Below are 26,504 nucleotides of genomic sequence, written 5' to 3' on the forward strand. Positions count from 1 at the left end.
GGACTATAGTTCATAGATTATCTTGCTTTATTTAAATCTATTATATAATTATAACCAACTGTACTTATTTTTGAAGATTAATATTCTTCAAGCTCTCGATAGTTAGAAGAGATAAAAGTAACAACTTTATAATGTATATTGTTTAAATTTCTGCATAATTGTATAAACTCAGATAGTTCCCTATTATCCAATTTCCCCCTCTTCCTTAGCTCTCTCTTAGCTCTTCCCCATTACTGGAGCTAAGAAAAAGGTAAGAGATGGGCAATATAAAACAAAAGGGGGAATATAAATTAATTGCTAAAACGGGTAAATTGAAATATTTGATGAATGATTATTATATACTCAAGTGATAAAATTACAGAATATAAATTTATTTAAATATATGGTTGCACTGAATTAGTTCAATTAACCTCTTTCAATTGGAGTTCCCGCAGCCTTTTAATAATTCCCCTCTTAGATATGAATGTCTTAGAGAGGTAAAATATTACTTTCCAATAAATAGGACTAACCTGTCAGGATTTGTCTGACTCACTTTCAAAATAATGTTCCAATCATAAGATAAAGGATAGAGTAATATCAAACCCAGCAGGAAAGGTTAAAGATATGCTTCTGGGAGTAGGATTAAAACTGTATATTGCTTAAATTATAGTCATACCTTAATGCGAGAGCGAATCTTTTCCAGAGTTTTAGGTCCAATTCCTTTAACATTAAGGATATCCTCAACCGCATTAAATTTACCGTTCTGATTGCGATAATCAATTATAGCTTGAGCTTTAACTTCGCCAATACCGGGCAGGGTACAAAGTTCTTCTATTCCTGCAGTATTAATATTTACGATATTTGTTAGCTGATTTTTAGGAACTGAAGCAGAGGAGGTTTTCTTCTTGGCATCCGTTGCTTTCTGGTTAGTTGATGTTTTATCAGTATTTTTACCTTTATCAGATATGGCTATTTGAGAAGTATCCTGTCCAGAAGCAGGGATTTTTTCTGGAGTAAATTCTGGATTTCCAAAGATTAATAAAGAGGGCAACATTTTTGCTAAGGTCTTTTCACCAATACCCTTTATCTGAAGAAGGTCATCTGTGCTTTTAAAACCGTATTGGTTACGATAGTCAATTATATCCTGAGCACGTTTTTCACCTATTCCGGGCAAAAGCATCAATTCTTCTTTAGAAGCGGTTCGGATATCAATCTGTACTGGTTTATCTTCTTTGACAGCTTTCACCAGTTCTTCAGTTGTCTCAGGAGTTGCCGTTTTTTTAGCTAACAGATTATGAAAACCATCAAATTGTCCCAGGATAAAACCTAATAGAGCCAGACCACAAATAGCCAAAATTGCCTTTTGTTCCGTTCGGGTAAGAAATCTATCCACAAATTTCATATTTCCTTTCTCCCTATATAGTTAGCCTGATTTAAAGTTACTATTTAAGCAAGAGCATTTTTGCTAAAGATGCAGGTTGTTCCTTAAGTCTGTAAAAATAGATTCCATTAGGCAAATGGGACGGCACTTTCCAATCTATCTTATTCTCTCCCTGATAAATAGAGTGAGAATTAGTTTCTGCTACCAGCTCTCCTTTTAGATTAAAGATTTGAATAGTGGCATAACCTGCTTTATTTGCAGATATAGAAAAGGAAGTCATATTTTTAAAGGGATTAGGTGAGTTTGCTTTAAGAATCATCACAGCAGGAACCTGGATAATATCATCCTGTATAGGGTCACTGGTGTGACAGATAAAAGGAATGTTATAAGTGCCAAGATTAGGAGAAGTGAGTTCAAAATGGAAATGAGCAGTACCAGTAGAACCTACTATTAGATTGAGATGAAAACCTTTCACTTGTCCAGAACTCAGGTTTAAGGGCATAGAAATACCACCCGGATAGCAATTTCCTTCTTCATCGCAATAATTGAAATACCAGTTGGCTGGAGCATCATCCACCACTATTCTCATATTAAAAGTGTCCGCTGCCCCGAGATTGAATATCCATAACGGTTCCGAAAGAAAATTGGAATTGGGGTCAACAATGATATTATTTCCCTCCCAATCATAGGCACAACGCAGATAATACTCAGGCAATAAAAGAGTGGAAGTGCTTTGCAAAATAACCTGATTATCAACTTCTACCAAGGCTATTGCCCAGATATTATCAGGCTCTACAGAAGCATCATAGGAAAAATTATCGTTGATTGTTACTTCTTCGCCCGGTCCAGTTAAATTTATATTATGATAGAGATATTGCCTTGCCACATTATTATAGGTTCCCATAGAGTTCTGCGCTAAAATCAATATGAGCTTTTGATTAATTAAAGAAAGTTCAGGATCAAGCATTTTAACCGTAACTGAAATAGCACCCGTTTCAGTATTAAAGCTGGTAATATTCATTTTTAAGGGGGAAGCGGAGAATTTATAGTTATTAACTATATTATTGTAAATCCCAGTTCCTGGGACACCTGTGACAGAGCTTTCCCGATTAAAAAAGATAGTAGGCAGAATCTCAACTCCTAAATCGTTTATCCTCTCGTTCACACTCACATTGCCTAAATTATTATCATTTTGAAAAAGATGGGTAGCAATAAATTCTCCTCTATTGGTGTTATCCAGCACCTCATTTAATTGCATCATTGCTTCATTGCAATCAGAATTGTCTTGAATCAGACATAATTCTGCCAGAGAAGTGCGTGGAAAATAATTTGGATTAGCTGCAAGAAGTGCTACACTCATCAAGAGTATGAGAACAAGTGTCTTTTTCATAATAATCTCCTATTTAAAAACGGGTAGTCATTTCTAATTTTATGCCAGAAAATGGAGCTACATAACGACAGATTCCATTACGGCATACCTTCCCTCCAGCTTCTTTTCCCACCAATAACAGGATATCAGTTTCGGAAAAAAGAGGATATTTTACTTGCACAGAAGGCATATAACGACTTTGTGTCAGGTGCGAAAAATCTTTCCACCAACTCTGTAATGCCAGAGAACAGGAAAGTTTATTAAAACTGGTATCAAACTGGATTTTAGGTTCATAATGAGAAGTTTCCACATCATAAACCTGCTTTTCCACTACTTTAAACTCTCCAGATAGGGTAAAAGGATTTTTCTTTCCGGGAAATTGAAGATTGAAACCAGGATAGGATTCCTTTTGCCAGTGACTGAGAATTTCATCTATCTTCTCTACTTGACTGTAGGCAATAGATGCCATTTTTAAATCCTTATTCCAATCCAGACTAACAAAGAAATCATTCATTTTTACTTTATGATTGTGATTCCAGGCTTCCGCATAATCCAAATTGAAAGTCCAGTATTTTAAGAAGGCAAAGCTCATCCAGCCCTGCAAACCTTCTTCATCCAAGCCCGAGCTTTGATTATCTGCCAGAGTTTCATTATGATGATTAGCTAAAGGGATATCCTGCAGATGGTTAAAGTAATCAAAGCCATCATAGTATTTATAAGCACCACCAATCTGTAAAGGACCAAAATAAGTGCTGAGATTGCCATAAATAGCAGAGCCATTATCATTACTATATGCTTTTTGGCGTTGAGCCAGCTCTATGGAACCGTCTATCCAATCTTCTTGAAATGAAACTCTTCCTCCCAGAATATTATCTTCTTTATAGGAAGAGCCTATATATGATTGTAAAGAAAGGACGGTAACTCCAAGGGTCAAAGGTTTCAAAACAGGATATTGAAGGTCTGCTCCATAAGCTAAATCCAATTTTCCTCTATTTATAGGATTACTGTAAGCGGAATAAAGTGCCTTCACCCGCAGTTTATTATCATAGGAAAAGCGAAAACCATTCACTCTGTAGTCATCATCCATTTCCAAATCTTGGTAACTGCGAAAAATCAATCCACTGCCAAAGGTTTCTTCCATAATTCCAGCATAAACCTGATAGTTATTCCGGTTATAACTGGCATAAAGTTCCTTCCATCCAAGATTTAAACGGTCTGGATTAAGTTCTGCTAAAAGTTCACTTTGCTCAATGCTATATTTAGGCAATTCCGCAATAAACTTCATCCCGAAACTAAAATCCTTATAGCCCAGATTGAAGGCAAAGGAATCGTAAAAGTAGCAATTTAAAGAATCGGATGCAGCACGATAAACGAAACTGGCTTGATTTAAACCATTAACCGTCAAAGTAGTTTGAGCAGGGATAAAAGTTATTCCTGCCAGAAAAATAAGTAATAATAAAATTACTTTTCCTGGCAATCGGGACATTTTTCGGTGCAGGTGCATTCTTCTCCTTCTTCATTTGCCAGACCTAAAAGTTTACGAACCTTATGCTCATACTCTTTTTCTATTCCTGGTTCATAACCAAGATGAGAATAGACTATTTCTCCGGTCTTATCCAGAATAAAAGTATGAGGTGGATTTTCCACATTCAATTTTTTGGCTAAAGTCTTATCTGGATCAAATAGTGTAATAAAGCTATAGTTTTTACTTTTCAGATAAGCTTTTGCTTTGGGTTGAGCTTTGGGTGCATCCAGAGAAATTAAAACCACCGTCAAGCTATCATACTTATTAACCAGTTCTTGTAAAGCTGGCATAGCTTGTTTGCAGGGCTGACAATAATCTGCCCAAAAATCAATGATAATAGGTCCCTTTCCTAAAAGTTCACTTAAGCTCACATTCTTCCCACTTTCATCAGGCAAACGGAAATCTGGCATTTTTTCAGCCATTAATATGGCTACGAGAAGTAAGAGTAGAGTTAGAATTGTTAATTTTTTCATTTTTTTTGTTCCTCTTTTTATTTTTTAGATTTGATAATATGGTCAAGGGCAATCTCTATTCCACTATGAATCTTGGCATTGTTCTCAAACACAGGAGGTTTAGTTTGTGCAAAAATAACTATTGCCGCATCATTTGGAATAGTTATGGATGAGGTTAAAGAAAAACTTATTGGTCCCTCTAAATCAGAAGAAGTAAGAGTTTTACTTCCTTGAGCCAGCACCACATTCCGAACATAATCATAATTGGTGTTTTGAAAGGGAGAGACCTTATCAATTAACGCATAATTCAGGTAAAGATTGGTTAAATCCAGTTCAGGATTTAGCAGTTGTAAAGTGATAGAACCTGTAACCTGTTTGTTATTTATCCGGATAACCGGGTAAAGATACAGAATATCAGCATCTTTTTCCAGTAAACTCTGAATGGCAGTATCATATTCTGCAAGAATGGCTGGACTGTTTCCCATAAGAGCCATTTCTCCTTGAATTATAGAACTGGGAAAAGGAGGATAACCATAATATTGATAAACCTCATCTCCCGGAATTGCCAGTTGGTCGCTAATATGATGTTCCAGATAACTTATTCTTTGTGGATAAGCGTCCTGCCATTTATTTAACTTATTTTCTACCACGGGACAATTAGGACAAGTGAGGAAGGTGAAATATTCTATTATAATATGCTCTTTTGTAGAAGGATAAGAGCCAGAAAGTTGATTTCCTCTTAAGAGCCATTTTCCTTCACGCTGGGCAATATGTTCTGAATGAAAGAGGCTGTCCACCAACACAGTTGACTTTCTATCCGTCGTTATAAGCAATCTCCAATCAGCCAAAGCAGTAGTTTCAGAGAGCATTTCAGAACTTATAAGTGTGACCTGTGCTTGTGCTTCTGGTGCAACACTATAGATACTCTGTAACCAGTTTCGGATATCCTCTTTCTGCAATCCATAATATAGATAATCCTCAGCATAAAATTGCATCACATTATCTATCATATTTTCTGATTGAGAATTAAGAATATCTTCAAGAGGAGAAAACAATTCTGTTTCTAAATTCACTGTAACAGGTGGCTGAAAATTGTGAGTAAAACGGTCACAACTGGTAACAAATAATATGGTTACAAGACTTATAAGGAGAAATAGATTTCTTTTCATTGCTTCTCCTTTACTGGAATTTGCTCCAGAGCTTTCTTCAGGTCTGATTTACTAAATAATTCTGGCATTTTGATAGGTTCTTCCCCTGGAATAAAGAGCATATTAAAGGGCACTCCTATACTTCCATACTGCAACATAAAATCTTTTAAAACAGCATCTTCACGAGTGAAATCTCCTTTTAAACGAATGACTCCTCGTTTCTCAAATTCAGCTATAATATCTTCTTGATTGAGCACTTTCTTCTCATTGGTTTTGCAATTAGTGCACCAGGCAGCTCCGATTTCCACATAGACTGGCTTACCTTCTTCTTGCAACTTATAGAGAAGTTCAGGAGTGAATACATACCATCCCTCTTGTTCTGCTGGTTGCATTCCTTGCACTTGAACTTGTTCTTGTTTATTAGCTTCCTTTTCTGGTTCCCATTTAAGATAGTAAGAAGCACTCCAGATAATAATAGCAATTGCCACAAAGCCCAATAAAAATTGCACCCATTTCTTATATTGAGGACGGACAAATCTTCCATAAAGCCAAGCTGCAACACCCATCCAGAAAATAAAAAGCAGGGTATTTATCAAAAAAGGACCACTTTTAGTTAAACTCCAGATATTAGACACATATTTCCAGGTGAGCCACAAAAGCACAAAACCCATTGCTTCCTTAAAAATATTCATCCATTCACCAGGTTTAGGAAGCGCTTTAAGAGCTTTGGGGAAAAGACTTATAATTATAAAAGGCAAGGCAAAACCAAAACCAATCAAAAGGAAAAATAGCACCAGCATGGGAGAAGATAAACGAAATGCTACCTCCAATGCAGGTCCCATAAAGGGTCCCATACAGGAAAAACCCATTAAGAAAGCAAAAACTCCATTAAAGAAAGAACCGATATATCCCCCCTTGGAAGTAGCTTTTGCTGCCGCATTCATTCCGGGTAAAGTCATCTCCCAGACATTTAATAAAGATAAGCCAAAGAGGAAAAGAATACTCATCATTATAAGATTATAGGTTACACTTTGACTTAGAAATCCATAGGTAAGATTCACTCCCGAAGCCCTGGCAATCACAAAAACAGCTGCAATCGCACCAAAAGAGAGTAGCACTCCCAGTGTATAAAGCAGAGTATGTATCATCAGTTTAGTTATATCCTTTTGAGCTTGATTAATCATACTCATAGCTCTGATAGGTAAAATAGGAAGCACACAGGGAGTAAAGTTTAGAACTATACCTCCCAGAATGGCTAATAACATATAAATAAGGATATTTCCACTTTCTTCTTTTTGGACTGGAGCTGAAGGAATCTCTTCTTTGGTTGAAACAGAAGCGTTTGTAGCAAGGGTATCCTGCTCTTTTTCTATAAATTGTTCATTTTCTGATTCAGCTAAAGTTGCAGGAGGAAGGATTTCCAGTTGAACTGTTCCTTCCACAGTTTGAGGAGGATCACAAAATCCGCTACTTTTATGACAGAGTCCATACTGAAGTTCTACTTTAATGCTTAGCTTCCCTGGTTTGGCATCAGCTTTAACTACAAAAGGTTTCTTGAGTGTGAATTTGCCATAATATTCCCAGATACCATCAGTTATCTTATCGGGTTCAGGATATTTAGTTGATTCGAAATTCAATTGAGGATAGGAACCAATCACTTTCAGAGTTAGATAGCCATTTTCACCTTCCGAGGGGTCATAAGATTGCTTCTTATCACTATCTTGAATTATTAGAGTAGCTTGCAGAACACCTTTTTCCCCAGGTTGTAAATGAGCAGGACTGATATTAAATTGAACTTTCTGAGCAGAACATATTCCAGTTGCTACAATCAGCAGGACGATTAGCATTAAGATTCTATTTCTGTTTTGCATATTTTCTCTCGCTTTGATATTTCACTTTAGTTAAATATTAAAGCATTTTACCATCCAGCCTAAAACAAAATACCACTAAATTCCTTCTCATAAAGATAAATATTCCTTAAAGCAGGTTATCTTTATGCTTATGCTGAAGATATTCCACCACCTCTTTGACCTTCTCACTTTGCTCTTTAGAGGTGACCAATAGTGCATCATCTGTTTCTATAATACAAAGACCGTCCACTCCTATGAGGGCAACAAACTTATCGCTATAAACATAATCGTCTCTGGCATTAAGGGCAAAGCCATCCACTTTAAAGGTATTCTGATTTTCATCTTTAGGAGAGATATCCGCCAGAGCTTTCCAAGAACCGACATCACTCCAGCCAAAACTGACTGGGATGACTGCTCGGAATCTGGCTTTTTCCATTACGCCAATGTCTATAGGTATACGAGACATTTTGCGGTATACCGCAGCTATTGCTTCTTCTGAGGCAAAGGATTGTTTTAATTGCAAGACTTCCTCTGCCAAAGTAAGGGTTTCAGGAAGAAACTCTTTCAAAGCCTTATGAATAGAACTTAAGGTCCAGCAAAAGATTCCACTGTTCCAGAAAAAAGTTCCCTGCCTCAAAAATTCTTTGGCTGTATCCAGTTCTGGCTTTTCTTTAAATTGTTTCACAGAAAATATTCCTTCTTCCAGTTCTTCTCCTTTTTCAATATAGCCATAACCGGTAGCTGGATAATCAGGAACTATACCAAAAGTAATCAGCATTCCTTTTTGAGCAGCAGTTTCAGCTTTCTTTAAGGCAGCAATAAAGGCATCTGTATCTTTAATGATATGGTCTACCGGAAGCACTACCATAGTCTCCTTTTCATTATAAAGAGCACTTAAATATTCCACACTCAAGGCTATACAGGGAGCCGTATTCATCCCAAAAGGTTCTATGATTATATTTTCTGGTGGAAGCTCAGGAAGATGTTCTTTAACCAGAATAGCTTGAGAAGAAGAAGTCACCACATAGACCTTTTCTGGAGGAACTAAAGTTTCCATACGCTCAAAGGTTAGCTGCAACATTGATTTATCCCCAAGAATACGAAGATATTGTTTTGGTAAAGATGCACGACTAAGGGGCCAAAATCTGGTACCTGAACCTCCAGCCATAATCAATGCTATCATCTCATTCTCCTCAAGACTCTATTATTTGAACATTTTTAGGATAATCATATTTCCAAACAGAAGAAGATATACCTTGATTTAACTTTATAGAAGAAAAATTGTAAGTAACTGAATTTCCTGTTTTATCTTTATAACTTAGTTTATAGATTAAACCATTATTTTTATCCAAAGTGGCAGAAAGCGATTTAATAAAATCATCATTCTGGGGAACAAGCTCTATATTCACTCTATCCTTCGTTTCTGAGATTATGGATACCTTGGATTTATTCCAGTAGCTTTGCAGTATCTCAACTGGATTCAATTTCTCATATTCAGGTTGCATAAGGCTTCTAAACAGCGTGTTAGAAGAAGCATCATAAAGCTCTATTCTGCCATTCTCAATCTTCAATCTCTGAACGGTAGGTTCGTCAAAATGCATTAACATCCTTCCAGGAGTGAAATAAATGGTTCCTTTATAGGTGATAGTTTTTTTTAATTGAGTATAGTAATTAGTCTGTTGCACTTTAGCTTGAAAAGACCGGAGATTAGCATAGAATGAACTAACTTTGTTATAGACTTCACCAGTAGTGATACTTAGCAGCATCACACTCCAGATTAGCAAGAGAGAAACTACTATTGCTTTCTTCATTATAGCCTGGAAAACTCCTTATTAAAATGATATCTATAACTATAAACTTTATTACAAACTGACATAGGCTTAAAACTTATTCGTCGCGGATTATTCCTCTACGGATTAAATCTTCAGTTGTTGCCAGAACTTCTCTGGATTTAGAACCCATATGTGGTCCAATAATATGAGCTCGTTCCAGAAGGTCTATCAATCTTCCAGCTCTGGCATAACCTATTCTAAAGTGTCTTTGCAGCATTGAAACTGAAGCGGTATTCGCTCTAACCACCAATTTTGCCGCTTCAGGAAAGAGCTCATCATCATATTCAAAATTGCCCATCTCCTCACTGGATTGAATAGGTAAGACAAAATCATCTTCAGGTTTAGGCTGAGTTTTAAGAAACTCACAAACCCGAGCAATTTCTTTATCAGATACAAAAGCACCATGTATGCGTTCCGGTTGTGCTTTTCCTGGAGGTAAAAATAGCATATCTCCATTCCCTAAAAGTCGTTCTGCTCCAATTTGGTCTAAGATAACGCGAGAATCAACTTTGGAGGAAACCTGAAAAGCAATACGAGCAGAAAAATTAGCCTTAATAATTCCGGTTATAACCTTAATGGAAGGTCTTTGAGTAGCCAGAATCAAATGTATCCCTACGGCACGAGCCATTTGTGCTAATCTGGTGATAGGTAATTCAATATCTTTGCCACTGGTAAGAATCAAATCGGCAAATTCATCTATAATTATGACAATATAGGGTAGTTTCTTCAGTTCACCTTCTTGAGTTGCTTTTTCGTTGTAGGCATTGATATCACGCACACCTGCATCGTGAAGCAATTCATAACGTCTTTCCATTTCTTTAACTGCCCAATATAGATTCTCAAGAGCACTTTCTGAATCAGTAACCACGGAACCAAGAAGATGAGGCAAATCATTATATCCAGTAAGCTCTACTCTTTTGGGGTCAATCAGAATAAGCCTTAAATCTTCAGGAGTGGTGCGAAAGAGAAAACTCATAATAATGGTGTTTATACACACACTCTTACCACTTCCTGTTGCACCAGCAATCAAAAGATGCGGCATTTTCGCTAAGTCACTAACTACTGGTCTTCCAGCAATATCTTTCCCCAAGCCAAAAGCCAGCTTAGAATCAATTGCCTTCATTTCCTCAGAAAGAAGTAAATCCTTCAGATAAATCATATCGCGAGTCATATTAGGAATTTCAATTCCGATAAGCCCTCTTCCAGGAATAGGTGCTTGCACCCTAATAGATTTTGCCTTAATAGCTAAAGCAAGGTCATCTGCCAGAGAAGTGAAACGATTAACCTTCACACCCTTAGCAGGTTCTAATTCATACTGAGTGATTATAGGTCCAATATTAACATTACGAACCTCTGCTTCTATACCAAATTCTGCTAACTTATTTTTCAGTATTTGGCTGGTAGCTAAAATCTGATTTTCTATCTCCTTCCGATCTCTTTCTGATAGTTTAACTGGACTTTCCAAAAAATCTTCCACCGAAGGAATAACATAGGGTGGTTTATCCATACTGGAAGGGGGACCAAAAACTTCTATTATGGGTGAAATCAGTTCTGGTTCTGGAATTTCTTCCTTTTTAGGATAGGCTGTTTCTTCTTTAGGCATATTTGCTATATGATTCTGAATAACAGGTATAACCGGAGGATGAACTTCCTTTTCATTAATAGTCAGTTTATCTTTTTTCTTTTTTAAAGAGGCTTTCTTACGATTTTCCGAGATACTATCACGCACTTTGGAAAACCAGAGCTTTAATCGTTCGTATTCAAAAATAAGGATTAGGCATAAAACTATCCCCAAAATAATTAATAAAGAAGCACCAAAATTACTGAATATAGCGGATAAACCTGCCCAGATAGCACGAGGAAGAACACTATGAGAATAGTCTCTTAGACCTTTAACTAAAATCACCTGCAAAAGAAAGCTTGCAATAAGTATCAAATAAAACTTATGGTAGTTTCTTTTTTTGGCTGGTTCCAGAAAATTGAGTAAGGACATTATCGCGAGCAACACAAAGCCTATAAAAGAAAAATAATATCCCAGAAGATAGCTAAATGCATAGCCTACCGCAACTCCAAAGACACCAATGGGATTTTCCACCTGCACTTCTTTCTGAAAGGGCCAGGTAAAAACATTCCCGTGTAAGCTTAAGGCATCTACATCATTTAGAATGGAATCTAAGCCATAGATCAGACTGATAACTACTAAAACTGAAAAGATGAGCACCAGACCATCAATTAAACGTTTCTGCCAGGTTTTCATCTCCTTTTTATGATTGCGAGAGTTTTTCCTATTGTTATTCATAAAATAATCCCCCCTCTCTCAAACATTGAACCGGATGAAAAGAATATCTCCATCCTGAACAATATAATCCTTACCCTCCAGTCGGAAAAGCCCTTTTTCTCTCAAATGTTTTTCCGAACCATATTCCATCAGGTCATTATAGTTAAAGCATTCTGCTCTGATGAACCCTCGTGCTAAATCCGAATGTATCTTTCCTGCAGCAGTTACGGCATTGCTGCCTTTTTCTATAGTCCAAGCACGCACCTCATCTTCACCTACGGTAAAGAAACTGATATAACCTAACATAGAATAGCATAAACGGGTTAAACGGTCTTTTATACTTTCTTCAATACCTATATCTTCCATAAAAAGTTTTGCTTCTTCGTTATCCAGTTTACTCAATTCCTCTTCAAATCTTCCTGCAATAACTTCTGCCGTATATCCTTTAGCTTGGATTTCTGATTTTAAATTATCTAAATTATGATAATCTTCTTCGTTGCAATTTATAAGCACAATCATCGGTTTTTGCGTGAAGAATTTGAAACCTCGGATAACTTTTTCCTCTTCTGCATTGAGTTGCATTTCTCTTAAAGGTTTTCCTGCTTGAAGTTGAGCACAAACCTCTTCTAAAACTTTATCTTCAAATTGGAGAACGGGAGTTTTTACGCCTCTTTTATAGCCCAGTTCAATCTTTTCTCTCCTTTTTTCTGCTATCATCAAATCCATCAGGAGCATTTCTTCCTCAAAATTAGTCAATTGATGTAAGACCTCTCCCAGAGGATAGAGTTCTTCTAATTCTTCATCTACAAAAGCTCGCATTACCAGGACAAATCCATCGCAAGTTTTAATATCAGAAAACATCGCATTATCCGGATTTTCATTAGAAGCAGAAAAAATGCCAGGATAATCCCGGTACTCTATCTGAGCATAAATGGTCTTCTTAGGTTGATAAAGTTCACTTAATTTAGTTACTCTTTCATCCGGAACTTGAACTACAGCCACATTGGGTTCATTTGCTATTGGAGCATATTTATCAGTGGAAACAGAATTTCCTGTTAAGGCATTAAAGATGGTTGTTTTACCAGTTCTAGGTGGTCCAATAATAGCTATTTTCATCTTGAAGCTTTCTCCACAGAATCTTTTAAAGCTTTTATTTCGGCTCTGGTCAAGTATCTCCAGCGTCCTATAGGCAAATCTTTTAGCCTCAGATTGGCAAATTGAACTCTTCTCAGACTCAAAACTTTTGCACCTACAGCTTCCATCATCTGACGGATTTCCCGTTTTTTCCCTTCCGTTAATACTATTTTTAAAGTCATATCATTTTCGGAACTATTTTTTACAAAAACCCCGGCTGGCTGAGTCTTTCCGCCTTCAATAGGGACTCCCTGTCTTAGAATGTTCAGCTCTCTTTTAGTCAATTTTCTATTAATTCTAACCTTATAAACCTTTTCTGTCTTAGAAGAAGGATGTGTGAGTAAATTTAGCAGTTCTCCATCATTGGTTAATAACAGCAATCCTTCCGAATCCTTATCCAATCTTCCTGCATAACGAAGGTCTTGGGCATTATCTGGCAAGAGCTCATAGATGGTTTTTCTATTAAATTCATCAGAATGTGTAACCAGATAACCCTTCGGTTTATTGAGCATTACATAGACTTTATCTTTTTGTGGTTGAACTTTTTTACCTTTATAGATAATGATGTCTTTTATCGGGTCTATTTGACAGCCTAAATCAGTACAAATTTCTCCATTAACAGAGATTTGACCAGATTTTATTAGGTTGTCAGCTTCTCTCCGAGAACAGATGCCGGATTTTGCTAAAAAATGATTAAGACGAATAGTATCACCAGGTTTCAAGGCTGTTCTGGATGATGTTTCTGAAGAGCTTTGAGACGAGCTCATCTATTGCTTCCTCTTTACTTCTACATTTAGCCGTACTGGCAGGTGATACAGCATAGGGCTCTGTTATCACCAGACTTTTATTCTCATAGATAATCTGATTATTTATCAAATCTGTAAAGACTACACTACAAGTCAATCGTAACATATAGTCTTGAACATTATTCCAACTATCATAACTATAGACATCTTCTTCCAATTTTAAAATGGTTCCTTCTACCACACAATCTGGTTGTTGGGTAACCAGCTTCAATCTTCCATCTTTTTGAAATTCTTTAACTAATCCATTATAGACAATATCACCTAATTCAAATTCCGTAGATTTATTCTCAAAAGGACGAATAGCAACTTTTTTCAAATGCGGATAAGCATTTGAATATACGGAATATGAGCAGCCACAGAGGACTGCTGCAACCAGTCCCAAATAAATAAATTTCTTGACCATTATTCCTTTTTCAAAAATTGCTTTATACTTGTCAAGATAAACCTGGATTATATTATATAGTAAAAAATAAATACAATAAGGGAGGTTAGCCATGGCAAAACGATATATATCGCAAGCTGAAGCTGCCAAGAAATTGAAGGTCTCCGAAAAGGTAATACAGGAAATGATTAATAGTAAAACCTTTGAGACCAAGATGATAGGGAAAACCCTCAAGATTGATGAGGATTCTCTAAACGAATGGCTGGAAAATCTTAATGAATCAGAAGAAAAGATGCTGGCTCTAAAACGTGTTACCTGCCATTTTGAAGAGTATATGCGTCCTGAAAACATATTCCTGGATTTTGAAGCGGAAAACAAATATGACGCTATCCGAATCCTGAGTGAAAAAGCTAAGGAACTGAAACTCGTGCGTGATGCACGCTGGCTTTATGAGGTTGTAGTAGCAAGAGAAGAGCTGATTTCTACTGCTATTGGACATGGTGTCGCCTTACTTCATCCCCGTCATCTGCATCCTTCCAAGATTAAAACTCCCAGTATCCTGTTTGGCAGATCAAAGAATCCTGTAGATTTTGATGCTCCTGATAATCAACCTGTAAACCTATTCTTTATGTTACTTCTGCATAATGATAAACAGCATCTATTCAGCCTTTCCTATATCTCCAAATTAATAATGAATCCTGAAATCTTGGAAGCTTTATCCACTGCTACTACTCCTGAGGAAATACATCGCTGCTTAACTGTTTTACCAGAAGAAAAGAATAAATAATTATGCCACAAATTCGGATAATTCTGGGTAGTAAAAGCGATGTAGAACAATGCGAGGCTATGCAGCAAATTCTGAAGGATTTCGGTGTGGATTATGATTTTCACATTTCTTCCGCCCATAGAAATCCTGAAAAAACGGCTCAGCTGGCTAAAAATGCCGAAGCAGAAGGTGTGCAGGTCATTATTGCAGCAGCAGGAATGGCAGCTCATTTGCCCGGTGTAATTGCTTCACATACCATTCTTCCGGTGATAGGAGTCCCCTTAGTTAGTGGTAATTTGGGTGGTATAGATGCATTACTTTCCATTGTTCAAATGCCAACAGGTGTTCCTGTAGCGACAGTTGCGATTGGTGGAGTAAAAAATGCAGCCTTGCTGGCAATTCAGATTCTGGCATTAAACAATCCTGAACTTAAGGAAAAGCTGAGAATCTATAGAAATCAGCTTGCTCTGCAGTAAGATTAATCCCTTCATTTTTAATATTTAAGATAGAGTCAGAAAGTAAGTATTCTTCAAGAGGATTAATCTTTCTGAAAAAGCGGCATTGGATTACTTTATTACAGGATTATTGGCTATCTACTGAATAATATAGCAAAAAAAAACCTATCTTTATCTACATTAAATGACAGATAATAGGAGATTAAATTGAATCAGGAAGAGATACAATTTCATCCCTATTCACCTTTTATTCCTGAAACTACCAGAAGATTGATTCTGGGAAGTGCACCACCTTCTCGCTTTTGTTCTCCTAATAAAACCGAACTTAAAGATAAAGATATAGACTACTATTACGGAAGTTACAGTCGGGGATATAATCTGCTCTGGGATTTACTTTTTCATATTTTTGAACCTGAATCTCTATCTGAACTTAAAAACATCCGTAATCTGCAAATTCCGAGAGAAGAACGAACCTGCACTCAACAAAAATTCTTCCAGAACTTTTTACAGCGGTATTATTTAGGTATAGCCGACATTCTTTATCAATTTATCCGCCGTGACCAGAGTTCTGCAGACAGTAATATCCGTCCTTTGAAATTCCTAAATTTGACAGAATATCTATATCATTCAGCCGAACTTCAAACTATCTTTTGCACCAGTCATTATAAGGTTTTCATCTGGTTAAAACAATATCTTCACACCCAAGACATTAATCTCCTAAAAGATGCAGAAGATTTTTATTTTCTTCTACCTGCCAAAAATAATCAATCTCTACCCTCAAGAAAAATATCAGTTAAAATTCTTCCTTCTCCTTCACCTATTGGAAGACTTCGTTTTCCCGATCATAAGTCCTTTTTTGATAATCTGCTTAAACTATATACAGAGCTGTTTAAGGAGAATGTTTGACTTATTAGAATTCTACTAAATTGACAAAAAAAATGTTAGGTTACCAAAGTGATATGAACTCTTAAAAAGGGCACATATATTTACGCGGCTTTAGGTGTAATTTATTTAAAATCTTTATAATTATTCTAATTTCATAAGTTGATAAAAACATTAAATAATGATAAAATGATAAAAGATTAATGCCTATTTAAAGAATTAGCTTAAATGATATAAAAGCTATTCAGTATTTAATCTCTCAATTTCATTTCTAATTTCTTCAATTACTTCCGGATTCTGAATTATTTTCTTTTTACCTTCTGTAACGGATATTATGTAGAAAACTTTACCTCCATATTTTGCGGTAAATTTAGCATGAGTCCTTTTTTGGAATTCCATTTCATTTAATATTTGAGGAATATATGCATAGCCAGCCGGTTTTATTTGTAATCCTATATATTTATCTTTAACTTTAATAAAGAAATCTACATTATATCCTCTATCCCATTCATCAGGTGCAGGTTCTATTTTAACCCCCAGAGCGTTTTCTAACTGACCATAAATAGTCTGAATTTCAGATTGATATCCATCATAGGTCCTATTAATTACTAAATTGATTATAAAATTAATGCAATCTTGTTCTGTTATACTTTCAATTTCTGCAGCGCAAACTTCACTAATCTTAATATAAAGACGCTTACCCAGTTCTTCCAAATGTTGTTTTGGATATGCATTTTCATAATAATAGTTTTCCCATTCTTGCAATGATTTAGGAGAACATTTTCTTATCAATTCTGATACAGCTCCGACCTTATTTTTCCTAGTAAGACCCCATCTCATATTTGCTTGATTTAAAATCCATTCTTTAGGCATCAACCTTCCCCTTTATAAGATAAAAATCTTGTTTTATATTTATATTCATTTTCAGTATCAACATCAGCCAGACCATTTTTAATCAGATGAGCATTTATAAAAGTCTTATTCCATAAGTAAAGATAACAAAGTAAGTTATTATCGTCATCATATTTTAAATTATCAAAGGTTAAAAATACCTTTTGTCCAAGTGTTTTGTCTTTTAGATACTTAATTGCTTCTTGTTTCTTTTGGGGAAGTTCTTTAATCCCTAATAATCTAATTTTTATTTTATTATTCAGTATTAAAATCTCTGGAGAAATTATATCCTCAACGCTATAGTAGTTATCTTTTCTAAAATTAGAATTATCTATCTTTGAACCAAAATTCAGTTTTCTCGGATCTAGCTTCTTATCAAATTTTATCGGATCCTTGAAAATATAAGGTAATTTACTAATTTCTTGCTCTAAATTAAGATTAGCTTCATTCTGTCTGATAATTTCATAAGACTCATCTTGAAAAATAGTCTGTTCATTTAATCCGAGCTTTTCTTGGATTACCGAAAGATAATCTTCATTAATTTCATATCCTATAGAATTCCGGTTTAAATTTCTGGCTGCTAAAGAAGTAGTGCCACTTCCTAAAAATGGATCCAGAACAGTATCACCAACAAAACTAAACATTTTAATAAGACGTTTAGGCAATTCTTCTGGAAACATAGCCAAATGTTTATCTTGCTTTTCACCTGAAAAATTCCAGTGCCCAGCAAAATATTGATTCCATTCTTCCAGGGTTAGTTTTGATTGCTCCTTAATTTCACGGCTTACAGGAGGAGCTGTTCCATATTTTTTAAAAATTAAGATATACTCATAGTCCAGTTTGATAATTCCATTTCTTGGATAAGGAAAAGAGCCCATAATTGTTGCTCCACCCGTGGTGTGACAAGTTGTAACTTTTTGCCAGATGATAGCTCCCATATAATCAAAACCATCACTTTCGCAAAATTTTATTATTTCAGTTCTGATAGGTATTACTTTATACCGACCATAGTAAACTGAACGAGCAAATTGATCTCCAATATTAATACATAAACGGCACCCATTATGTAAAACCCTATTACATTCATGCCAGACCAGATTTAGATTATTAATATATTCTTCATAGGTATCGTTAAAACCAATCTGATTATGATTCCCATAATCTTTTAATTGCCAGTAAGGAGGTGAAGTTACAATTAGATGAACTGATTCATCATTTAATTCCTTCATCCTTCTGGAATCACCAATGATTATCTTATGTGATGTTTTCATATCGTCTTTATCTTTATGATATTCGAAAATAATTATTGTAATTTTATATTAAAGAGTAGGATACAATATTGTTTTTTTACACTTTTTGTGCAACCTAAAAACATTTCTTCATCAGATTTAAATAAATTATATACACTCACTCTCACTCCTTTTTTCCTGATTATTAATAAATTACCTTTTAACTTTCATCATAACAGATAAACTTAAAGTAATCCAACTGTCAAGAGAAGATTTTTAAATTTAATCTCTTCCCTCTTAGCAAAAAATAAATCTATGGATTTGCTTTTGTCATTTATAAATCACTTAATACCTGAATTTTAATTAATAAAAATAATTATTATACTAAATATAAATAATCTTTAACTATATTGAATTATACTCTATAACTCTCTGATAATCATATCATTATCCAGATAAATTGTTTCTTGTCTCCTATCTGTCTCTCTCTTAAGACTTTACGTAATAAAGAGCTAAGGGAGAGGCAGGATGTTTATTAATTTCAACCAGAGATATTAATAGATTTGAATGAAAGGACAATAATGTGATTTAGTAATATAAAATATATAGCATAATATAAATTCCTATCAATTCTATATATTTTAGCTGAATAAATAAATCAAAGTAAAGGCTCAGATTAATAAGGTGTATTATAAACAATAAATATAGAACAATATTATTTGTAGAAAGAATTGAATAATAAAAATTCTTTAATTATTCTTAATATTTTTTAAAAGAATTTAGAGCTTGACATCAAACAATATATAAAAGATAGTGTTTTTATGCATAATACAATGCAATAAGAATGAGAGGTTTACCATGAAAAAGTTAACATTATGGATTTTACCTGTAATGGCTTTATTGCTTATTACGGGTTGTGATTCCGGAGGTGCTTTTAGGGTAATAAATCAATCCTCCTATCCTCTTTATGTTAAAGTGGATGAACAAGATGAAGTGACCATTCCAGGTAATTCTAACTATACCTTTGAGATAGAAACCAAGAAAGAAAGTATTTTTAACCCGGATGTAGAAAAGAAGGTTCCTGTCTGGATGATAGGTGAGACCTATCAGATATATGATGATTATACACAATCTTATACTGATTCAACGACTGTAACCATCAAGGTTAATAAGACTATCAATGCTTACATTCAACCCAATCGTGCAAGCATTAAAGTAGTAAATAATAGTGACTTATGGATAGCTAAAATAGATATTTATAAGCACAACTTTATTGGTGTTGTAAATCACTATACTATTGACCCTATCGCACCACATAGTTTTAATTTCAAAAATGTAGATTATATAACTCCTAATAATAATTTCTACTACTTGGTTCTGATAGAACTTGAAGATGGAACGCGTTATCAATATGGTGGTGAGAATGCAATACTTCAGAAGGACCAGCAATTTTTGGTTACCGTAGAAAATCCCCAATAAATGATAAAGGAATACTATTCTAAATGAACTTGAAGAAATTAATCTTCATAAGTGTGCTATTTTGTGCACTTTTTACTATCCTCCCAGCACTACCTAATGAACTTTTAGAACAACCTCTACAACAGGATCCTGCAATTCTTTCAGGACAGTTGCCAAACGGTTTTACTTATTACATACAGCATAATCCCAATCCTTCTCATCTGGCAGAGCTCCGTCTTTATGTTGATGCAGGTTCAGTAGATGAAGATGATGACCAGCGTGGTTTAGCTCATTTTACTGAACATATGGTTTTTAATGGCACGAAAAATTTTGCTAAATCAGAACTGGTAAATTATCTTTCTTCCATCGGAATGGGATACGCTAATGGTCTAAATGCTATGACCAGTTATGATTATACGATATATACATTTAAAATCCCCACTGATGATAAAGAAAAATTGAATAAGGGATTGATGATACTATCGGATATGGCATATCAGGCTACTTTTGATCCGGAAGAAATTGAAAAGGAACGAGGAGTAATAATTGAAGAATGGCGTATGGGACAAGATGCTGAAAGTAGAATCAGGGATAAACAAAATTCAGTTATTCTTGCTGGTTCACGCTATGCAGAACGCTCACCAATTGGCACTTTTGAAGTTATTAGTAGTTTCACCCGAGATACTCTATTAAGATTTTATACAGATTGGTATCGTCCCGATTTACAAAAACTTGTTATAGTGGGAGATTTTGACCCGCAGGAAATTTTAGCTCTGGTAACTCAGTATTTTGGTGTCATTCCGAAACCGGTAAATCCACGACCTAAACAGGAGTTCAAAGTTCCTGAAAACCTCACACCTGTGGCAGTAGTGGCAACTGACCCAGAATATCCCTATAATATATTGAATGTAATGTGGAAAAAGGAACCCAGTCCAGTCCAAACTTACGGGAGCTATCTAAATTATTTAAAGAACAGTCTGTTTTACACGATGTTAAATTCCCGTTTAGATGAATTTAGCAAGAGTCCTAATCCACCTTATTCATTTGCCGCGGCTTATGAATATCCTATGCTAAGGACAATGTCTACCGCAGCAATTATGTCTATGTTTTTGCCTAACAAAGCAGAAACAGCATTAACCACAATGCTTACTGAAGCAGAAAGGGTACAAAGATATGGATTTTTAGACAGTGAATTTGAAAGAGCTAAATCTCAAATATTAAGAGAACTACAACAAGCTGTAGACCAAAAAGAAACTCGTGAATCCAGTCAGATTGCTTGGGAACTGGTTTTTGATTTATCTTATAATGATGTTACTTTAAGTGCTGAGCAAGATTTAGAACTTACGAAATCTTTCTTAACAGAGTTAACTTTACCAGAAATCAATGCTATAGTTACTCAACTGATTCAGGAAAAGAATATGTGCATCTCCATTGGTGCTCCAGAGAAAGAAGGTTTAACCTACCCTTCTGAGGAAAGATTACTGGAAATTGCTCAACATATAAGCACCCAGGAACTTGAAGCCTATGAGGATAAAGCTTTATCCGCTCCCCTTATGTCTCATCTACCCAAACCTGTGAAAATCAAAAAGGAAAGCTACGATCCTGAAACAGGTATCTATTACTGGCAGTTGAAAAATGGTATAAAAATCTATGCAAAAAAGACAGATTTTAAGAACGATGAAGTACTGCTTTCTGCCATCAGTCCTGGAGGTTATACTCGCTATAATAAAGAAGATATTCCTGCAGCAGAACTTGTTTCCAGCTATCTAAAAGAAAGTGGATTTGGTTCTTTTGATGCCGTATCACTTTCTAAGGCAACCGCTGATAAAGTAGTGCGTGTTTCTCTGGATGTGGGTCCCTACACCGAAACCCTGGATGCTTCCTGCTCACCAAAAGATATGGAACTGATGTTTCAAATGATATATCAATATACCACTAATCCCAGGTTTAATGCCCAGGATTTTCAATCTTTTATCCAGCGTACTAAGACCTATTATGAAAACAGGAACTTAGATCCGTTAAATGTCTTTATGGATAAAATTGATAAGGAACTTTATAATAACCATCCCTATCGGGTTAATCTTGCAGAAGTTGATCTGGATAAGATTGAAATGAGCACGGTAGAACGCATTTTCCGTGACCGCTTTGCCGATTTTTCGGATTTTTCCTTCATAATTGTAGGAAACTTTGATGAAATACTCATAAAACAATACTGCCAGATTTATCTGGGGAATTTACCCACTAAAAAAAGAAAAGAGCAGATTAAAGATGTAAATATCTATCCTATAAGCGGACAAAAAGAAGTGCGATTTTCAAAAGGTGCGACTGATCGTGCTTTTGTGTCTCATATCACCAACGGTTCATATAAACCTAACATTGAGAACGATGTGCTGATGGATGGTCTGCTATATGTTATGAATGAAAAGTTAAGAGAAAATATAAGAGAAGAAAGAAGTGGTGTCTATTTAATCCAAGCGTGGTCTGATATGACTCCCTATCCTAAACCTTACTATCTTTTGAATATTGTTATGGCATGTGCACCTGTGAGAGTAGATGAACTTAATAATGCTATTTTTGCCACTTTAGATAGTTTACAAAGCAATTTTATAGATGAGCGTTATATTATTTCTGCGCGAGAAACACTCAAACAGCAATTTAAACAAAATATAAGGTCTAATAGATACTGGATTAATCAATTAAGGACCAATATCTGGCTGGGGAAGCCATTAACAGAATTTACCAATAGACCCCAATATATAGACCGTTTAACCCCAGAAAGTATTGTCTCTGCTGCAAATAGCTATTTGAGATTCAATGATAATAAGCTAAGTGTGATAATGCTTCCGGAGAATGGAAAGAAAGATTCAAAGAACTAAGAATTACAATTAGATAGCTTTTAAATTAGTTCAAATCAATTGACAGTATAGTCCATTCAAGAACTAAGGTTAAAAAAACTTTGATTTTAATAGTAAAATAGATATATAAGGAGTTATCTTATGGCTGATGCAAAAAAAGCCACAATGGATGGCAATACTGCTGCGGCACATATCGCTTATGCTTTTGCTGAAGTAGCTGCTATCTATCCTATTACCCCTTCTTCTCCCATTGGAGAGCTTGTAGATGCCTGGGCAGCAAGTGGAAAAAAGAATCTCAACGGAACCACAGTAGATGTAATAGAAATGCAATCTGAAGCTGGAGCTGCAGGAGCAGTTCACGGTGCTCTCTCTGCTGGAGCAGTAACAACCACTTTCACAGCTTCTCAGGGTTTGATGTTGATGATTCCAAATATGCATAAGATTGCTGGAGAAATGCTTCCCACCGTATTTTATGTAACTGCTCGCTCTCTGGCTGCTCAATCCTTATCCATTTTCGGTGACCATTCTGATGTGATGAGCGCTCGCAATACTGGTTTTGCTTTCCTGGCATGTAATAGCGTTCAAGAAGTGATGGACCTGGGGTTAGTTGCACAACTTGCCACAATGAAAACATCTATACCTTTTGTAGTTTTCTTTGATGGATTCCGCACTTCACATGAACTTCAAAAGATAGAAGTGATAGATTATGATACGATAGCTGAATTGAATGATCCCAAATTGGTAGAAGCTTTTCGTCAACGTGCACTTAATCCAGACCATCCACGGATAAAAGTAGGTCAAGAAAACCCCGATGTCTATTTCCAGGGTAGAGAAACCGTGAATGGGCACTATTTAGCTGCTCCTGACATAGTGGCAGAAACAATGAAACAAGTGGGAGATAAAATAGGGCGCTATTATCAACCCTTTGAATATGTTGGACATCCAGAAGCTGAATATATTACTATCGCAATGGGTAGTGGCTGTGAAACCATAGAAGAAACCATCACCTTTCTGAATAAAGAACGAAATATGAAGCTGGGACTGATTAAAGTTCATCTTTATCGTCCTTTCAGTATTGACTATTTCCTGTCAGTTCTCCCTTCCACTGTAAAAGGGATAGCTGTTCTGGACCGCACTAAAGAACCAGGGTCCATTGGAGAGCCTCTTTATTTAGATGTGGTATCTGCATTAAAGAATCGCTCTGAACTTTATATTATTGGAGGTCGTTATGGTTTATCCAGTAAGGAATTTACTCCTCCGATGGTATTGGCTGTCTATAAGCACTTAATGGAAAAGGGATTTCATAGTTTCACTGTAGGTATAGAAGATGATTTGACCCATAAAAGTTTGCCTTTTGATGAACCTCTTGACCCCAGTCCAAAGGACACTATTAACTGTAAATTCTGGGGCTTAGGTTCAGATGGCACAGTTGGTGCTAATAAAAACAGTATAAAAATCATTGGAGACCACACAGACCTTTATGTTCAAGGTTATTTCCAGTATGATTCTAAAAAGAGTGGTGGTATCACACGAAGCCATCTTCGTTTTGGTAAATCTCCCATAAAGAGTCAATATCTTGTTTATCAGGAAGATTTTGTTGCCTGCCATAATCCTGCCTTTATTGGTCGTTTTGACCTTTTAGAAGGAATCAAAGAGAATGGAGTGTTCTTGCTAAATTCTCACTGGAATAGAGAAGAGGTCTTTGAAAACTTGACTCGTAAAATGCAGGAAGTTATCATCAATCGCAAGATTCAATTCTATAATATAAATGCTTTGCAAATTGCAGAAGATGTGGGATTAGGTGGAAGAATAAACACTGTGATGCAAACTGCTTTCTTCCTTATTTCTGGTATTCTGGAAAGAAATGAAGCCATTGCTCTCATCAAGGACTCTATTCGTAAGACCTATGGCAGAAAGGGTGAAGATGTAGTAAATATGAATCTTCTGGCAGTAGATAGAGTTAATGAAGCACTGGTTAAAATTGATATCCCCGATAGTCTTCCGGAGAAGTTTGCACCTGATAAAAAGCTTGTTCCTGATGATGCTTCTGACTTTGTAAAGAGAGTGATAGAACCCGTTATGAGAGAAAAAGGTGACCAGATAAAGGTTTCCGATATGCCATTGGATGGGGTTATTGAAACAGGAACTGCTAAACTGGAAAAAAGAAGAGTTGCACCTTTAGTTCCTCACTGGATTGCAGATAAGTGTATTCAGTGTAATCAGTGTTCCTTTGTATGTCCTCATGCCGCTATCCGTTCAAAACTTATCAAAGAGGATGATTTAAAAGATGCCCCTGCCTCCTTTAATACCCTTAAGGCTATTGGTGCTGAAGGTTATCAATACAAGATTCAAGTTTATATTGATGATTGTCAGAGCTGCAAAGTCTGTGTCAATGAATGCCCTAAGGCAGCTTTAGAGATGTCTCCCATTGAAGATGAAAGAGCTGCGGGAGAACAAGAAAACTATGAATTCTTTGAAAAACTTCCCTATGACTATACTGGTTCTTTTAAAGAAACCACCGTCAAGGGCTCACAGTTCAAGCAACCCTTACTGGAATTCTCTGGTGCCTGTGCAGGTTGTGGAGAGACACCTTATGTGAAATTACTCACTCAACTTTTTGGTGATAGAATGATTATCGCCAATGCTACAGGTTGTTCTTCCATCTGGGGTGGAACTTTCCCTACAATTCCTTATACCAAGAATCAATCAGGAAAAGGACCTGCATGGGCAAATTCGCTGTTTGAAGATAACGCAGAATATGGATTTGGTATGCGTCTGGCAGTAAATTCTAATCGTAAGTTATTGCAAATCTACTTAGAGAAACTTTTAGAAAAAGAGCTAAAACCAGAGCTGAAAGAAGCTATTAACTATGCTTTAGAACACTGGGAAGCAGTAGATAAGCAAGCGAAAGAAAATGCTGCCCTTATTAAGAAACTACTTCCCGAAGCTTTGAATAGTGCTGAGGGAGATAATAAAGCTCTCTTGCAAAAAGTGATAGAACTTCAGGATAATCTTATAGACCGCTCTATCTGGGCAATTGGAGGAGATGGTTGGGCTTATGATATTGGTTATGGCGGTTTAGACCATGTTATGGCATCAAATCGGAATGTAAATATCCTCGTGCTGGATACGGAAGTCTATTCTAATACCGGCGGACAAGCATCAAAATCTACTCCGTTAGGAGCTATTGCTCGCTTTGCAGAAGCTGGCAAGAATACCAATAAAAAAGACCTGGGTATGATGATGATGACCTATGGCTATGTGTATGTTGCCTCTATTGCTATGGGAGCAAATAAAGTGCAAGCAATAAACGCTATCTTGGAAGCCGAAGCCTATCCTGGTCCTTCCATAATCATAGCCTATGCTCCTTGCATCAATCATGGTATTGATATGTCTTATTCACAAAAAAGACAGAAAACCGCAGTAGATGCAGGTTATTGGTTACTGTATCGCTATAATCCACTTAATGCACTTCAGGGTAAAAATCCTTTAACTCTGGATAGCAGAGAACCAACTTTGAGTGTGAAAGAGTTTCTGAAAAGTGAAAGACGTTATGCTGCATTAAAAGATATTGCACCCGAACGTTCTGAAATGATACAAAATGAGGCAGAAGAATTCTTCAAAGAGCGATATCTTCAGTATAAGAAATTAGCTCAGAGTTAAAACCACATTCTGGAAATAAACTACAATAATAGATAAATAATTAGGGCTTGGCAAGAACAAAGTCAAGCCCTAATTTGATTATTTATAATAAGATAACATAACCTAAATAATATCTACTGAAGAATAAGGGAAAACAGGACAAGAATCGTATAAACGGGCTAAATTCTTT

Annotated in this window: 20 protein-coding genes; 6 read left to right on the plus strand and 14 right to left on the minus strand. The window is 35.9% G+C overall.

Annotated features, from left to right (window positions below; all coding sequences use genetic code 11):
- Positions 1-649 precede the first annotated feature (649 nt).
- The 12 genes from E0946_RS03130 to lptE all read right to left on the minus strand — a co-directional run bounded on the left by E0946_RS03130 (position 650) and on the right by lptE (position 14,070).
- Positions 650-1,381 carry a ComEA family DNA-binding protein gene (locus E0946_RS03130; protein ID WP_133201014.1) on the minus strand — a complete coding sequence of 244 codons (732 nt, stop codon included), beginning with the start codon at positions 1,379-1,381 and terminating at the stop codon, positions 650-652.
- A gap of 40 nt (positions 1,382-1,421) precedes the next feature.
- Positions 1,422-2,750 (minus strand): T9SS type A sorting domain-containing protein, encoded by a 1,329-nt coding sequence (locus E0946_RS03135; protein ID WP_133201015.1) that lies wholly within the window; start codon positions 2,748-2,750, stop codon positions 1,422-1,424.
- Positions 2,751-2,763: 13 nt separating this feature from the next.
- Positions 2,764-4,215, minus strand: a complete 1,452-nt coding sequence (locus tag E0946_RS03140) for a DUF6029 family protein (protein WP_207930817.1) — start codon at positions 4,213-4,215, stop codon at positions 2,764-2,766.
- Positions 4,191-4,727: a TlpA family protein disulfide reductase gene (locus tag E0946_RS03145; protein ID WP_207930818.1), complete on the minus strand. Its 537-nt coding sequence runs from the start codon at positions 4,725-4,727 to the stop codon at positions 4,191-4,193. Before E0946_RS03145 ends, E0946_RS03140 begins: the two co-directional genes overlap by 25 nt.
- Before the next feature lie 17 nt (positions 4,728-4,744).
- Positions 4,745-5,875 carry a hypothetical protein gene (locus E0946_RS03150; RefSeq protein ID WP_133201017.1) on the minus strand — a complete coding sequence of 377 codons (1,131 nt, stop codon included), beginning with the start codon at positions 5,873-5,875 and terminating at the stop codon, positions 4,745-4,747.
- A complete protein-coding gene (locus E0946_RS03155) occupies positions 5,872-7,725 on the minus strand; it encodes a protein-disulfide reductase DsbD family protein (protein WP_133201018.1) in 1,854 nt (617 codons plus the stop codon). The genes E0946_RS03150 and E0946_RS03155 overlap by 4 nt, the downstream gene beginning before the upstream one ends.
- A gap of 106 nt (positions 7,726-7,831) precedes the next feature.
- Positions 7,832-8,887: a mannose-1-phosphate guanylyltransferase gene (locus E0946_RS03160; RefSeq protein WP_133201019.1), complete on the minus strand. Its 1,056-nt coding sequence runs from the start codon at positions 8,885-8,887 to the stop codon at positions 7,832-7,834.
- A 10-nt stretch (positions 8,888-8,897) separates the two neighbouring features.
- Positions 8,898-9,515, minus strand: a complete 618-nt coding sequence (locus E0946_RS03165) for a LolA family protein (protein WP_133201020.1) — start codon at positions 9,513-9,515, stop codon at positions 8,898-8,900.
- 76 nt (positions 9,516-9,591) lie between these two features.
- Positions 9,592-11,835 (minus strand): DNA translocase FtsK, encoded by a 2,244-nt coding sequence (locus tag E0946_RS03170; protein WP_133201021.1) that lies wholly within the window; start codon positions 11,833-11,835, stop codon positions 9,592-9,594.
- Between the two features lie 18 nt (positions 11,836-11,853).
- Positions 11,854-12,930 carry a DUF933 domain-containing protein gene (locus tag E0946_RS03175; RefSeq protein WP_133201022.1) on the minus strand — a complete coding sequence of 359 codons (1,077 nt, stop codon included), beginning with the start codon at positions 12,928-12,930 and terminating at the stop codon, positions 11,854-11,856.
- Positions 12,927-13,670, minus strand: coding sequence for a pseudouridine synthase (locus tag E0946_RS03180; RefSeq protein WP_133201065.1), 744 nt, complete (start codon positions 13,668-13,670; stop codon positions 12,927-12,929). Before E0946_RS03180 ends, E0946_RS03175 begins: the two co-directional genes overlap by 4 nt.
- Positions 13,657-14,070: an LPS assembly lipoprotein LptE gene (gene lptE / locus E0946_RS03185; RefSeq protein WP_243713733.1), complete on the minus strand. Its 414-nt coding sequence runs from the start codon at positions 14,068-14,070 to the stop codon at positions 13,657-13,659. Before lptE ends, E0946_RS03180 begins: the two co-directional genes overlap by 14 nt.
- 178 nt (positions 14,071-14,248) lie before the next feature.
- Here lptE and E0946_RS03190 point away from each other — a divergent pair, with 178 nt between their 5' ends.
- The 3 genes from E0946_RS03190 (at position 14,249) to E0946_RS03200 (ending at position 16,263) form a co-directional block, all read left to right on the plus strand.
- A complete protein-coding gene (locus tag E0946_RS03190) occupies positions 14,249-14,923 on the plus strand; it encodes a PTS sugar transporter subunit IIA (RefSeq protein WP_133201024.1) in 675 nt (224 codons plus the stop codon).
- Between the two features lie 2 nt (positions 14,924-14,925).
- Positions 14,926-15,378, plus strand: a complete 453-nt coding sequence (purE, locus tag E0946_RS03195) for a 5-(carboxyamino)imidazole ribonucleotide mutase (protein WP_133201025.1) — start codon at positions 14,926-14,928, stop codon at positions 15,376-15,378.
- A 186-nt stretch (positions 15,379-15,564) separates the two neighbouring features.
- Complete coding sequence (locus E0946_RS03200) at positions 15,565-16,263, plus strand: uracil-DNA glycosylase family protein (RefSeq protein WP_133201026.1); 699 nt, start codon at positions 15,565-15,567, stop codon at positions 16,261-16,263.
- A 216-nt stretch (positions 16,264-16,479) separates the two neighbouring features.
- Here the strand turns inward: E0946_RS03200 and E0946_RS03205 are convergent, their stop codons facing one another.
- Positions 16,480-17,112, minus strand: a complete 633-nt coding sequence (locus E0946_RS03205) for an MjaI family restriction endonuclease (RefSeq protein ID WP_133201027.1) — start codon at positions 17,110-17,112, stop codon at positions 16,480-16,482.
- On the minus strand, positions 17,112-18,401 hold the full coding sequence (locus tag E0946_RS03210) for a DNA methyltransferase (protein ID WP_133201028.1): 1,290 nt from the start codon (positions 18,399-18,401) through the stop codon (positions 17,112-17,114). The genes E0946_RS03205 and E0946_RS03210 overlap by 1 nt, the downstream gene beginning before the upstream one ends.
- 816 nt (positions 18,402-19,217) lie before the next feature.
- On the opposite strand from E0946_RS03210, the gene E0946_RS03215 reads away from it, so the two are divergent.
- From E0946_RS03215 to nifJ, 3 genes are all read left to right on the plus strand, one after another.
- Positions 19,218-19,838 carry a hypothetical protein gene (locus tag E0946_RS03215; RefSeq protein WP_133201029.1) on the plus strand — a complete coding sequence of 207 codons (621 nt, stop codon included), beginning with the start codon at positions 19,218-19,220 and terminating at the stop codon, positions 19,836-19,838.
- A gap of 23 nt (positions 19,839-19,861) precedes the next feature.
- Positions 19,862-22,693, plus strand: coding sequence for a M16 family metallopeptidase (locus E0946_RS03220; RefSeq protein ID WP_133201030.1), 2,832 nt, complete (start codon positions 19,862-19,864; stop codon positions 22,691-22,693).
- A gap of 120 nt (positions 22,694-22,813) precedes the next feature.
- A complete protein-coding gene (gene nifJ, locus E0946_RS03225) occupies positions 22,814-26,335 on the plus strand; it encodes a pyruvate:ferredoxin (flavodoxin) oxidoreductase (protein ID WP_133201031.1) in 3,522 nt (1,173 codons plus the stop codon).
- Positions 26,336-26,504 lie beyond the last annotated feature (169 nt).

Source organism: Candidatus Syntrophosphaera thermopropionivorans (assembly GCF_004353895.1).
Lineage (GTDB): Bacteria > Cloacimonadota > Cloacimonadia > Cloacimonadales > Cloacimonadaceae > Syntrophosphaera > Syntrophosphaera thermopropionivorans.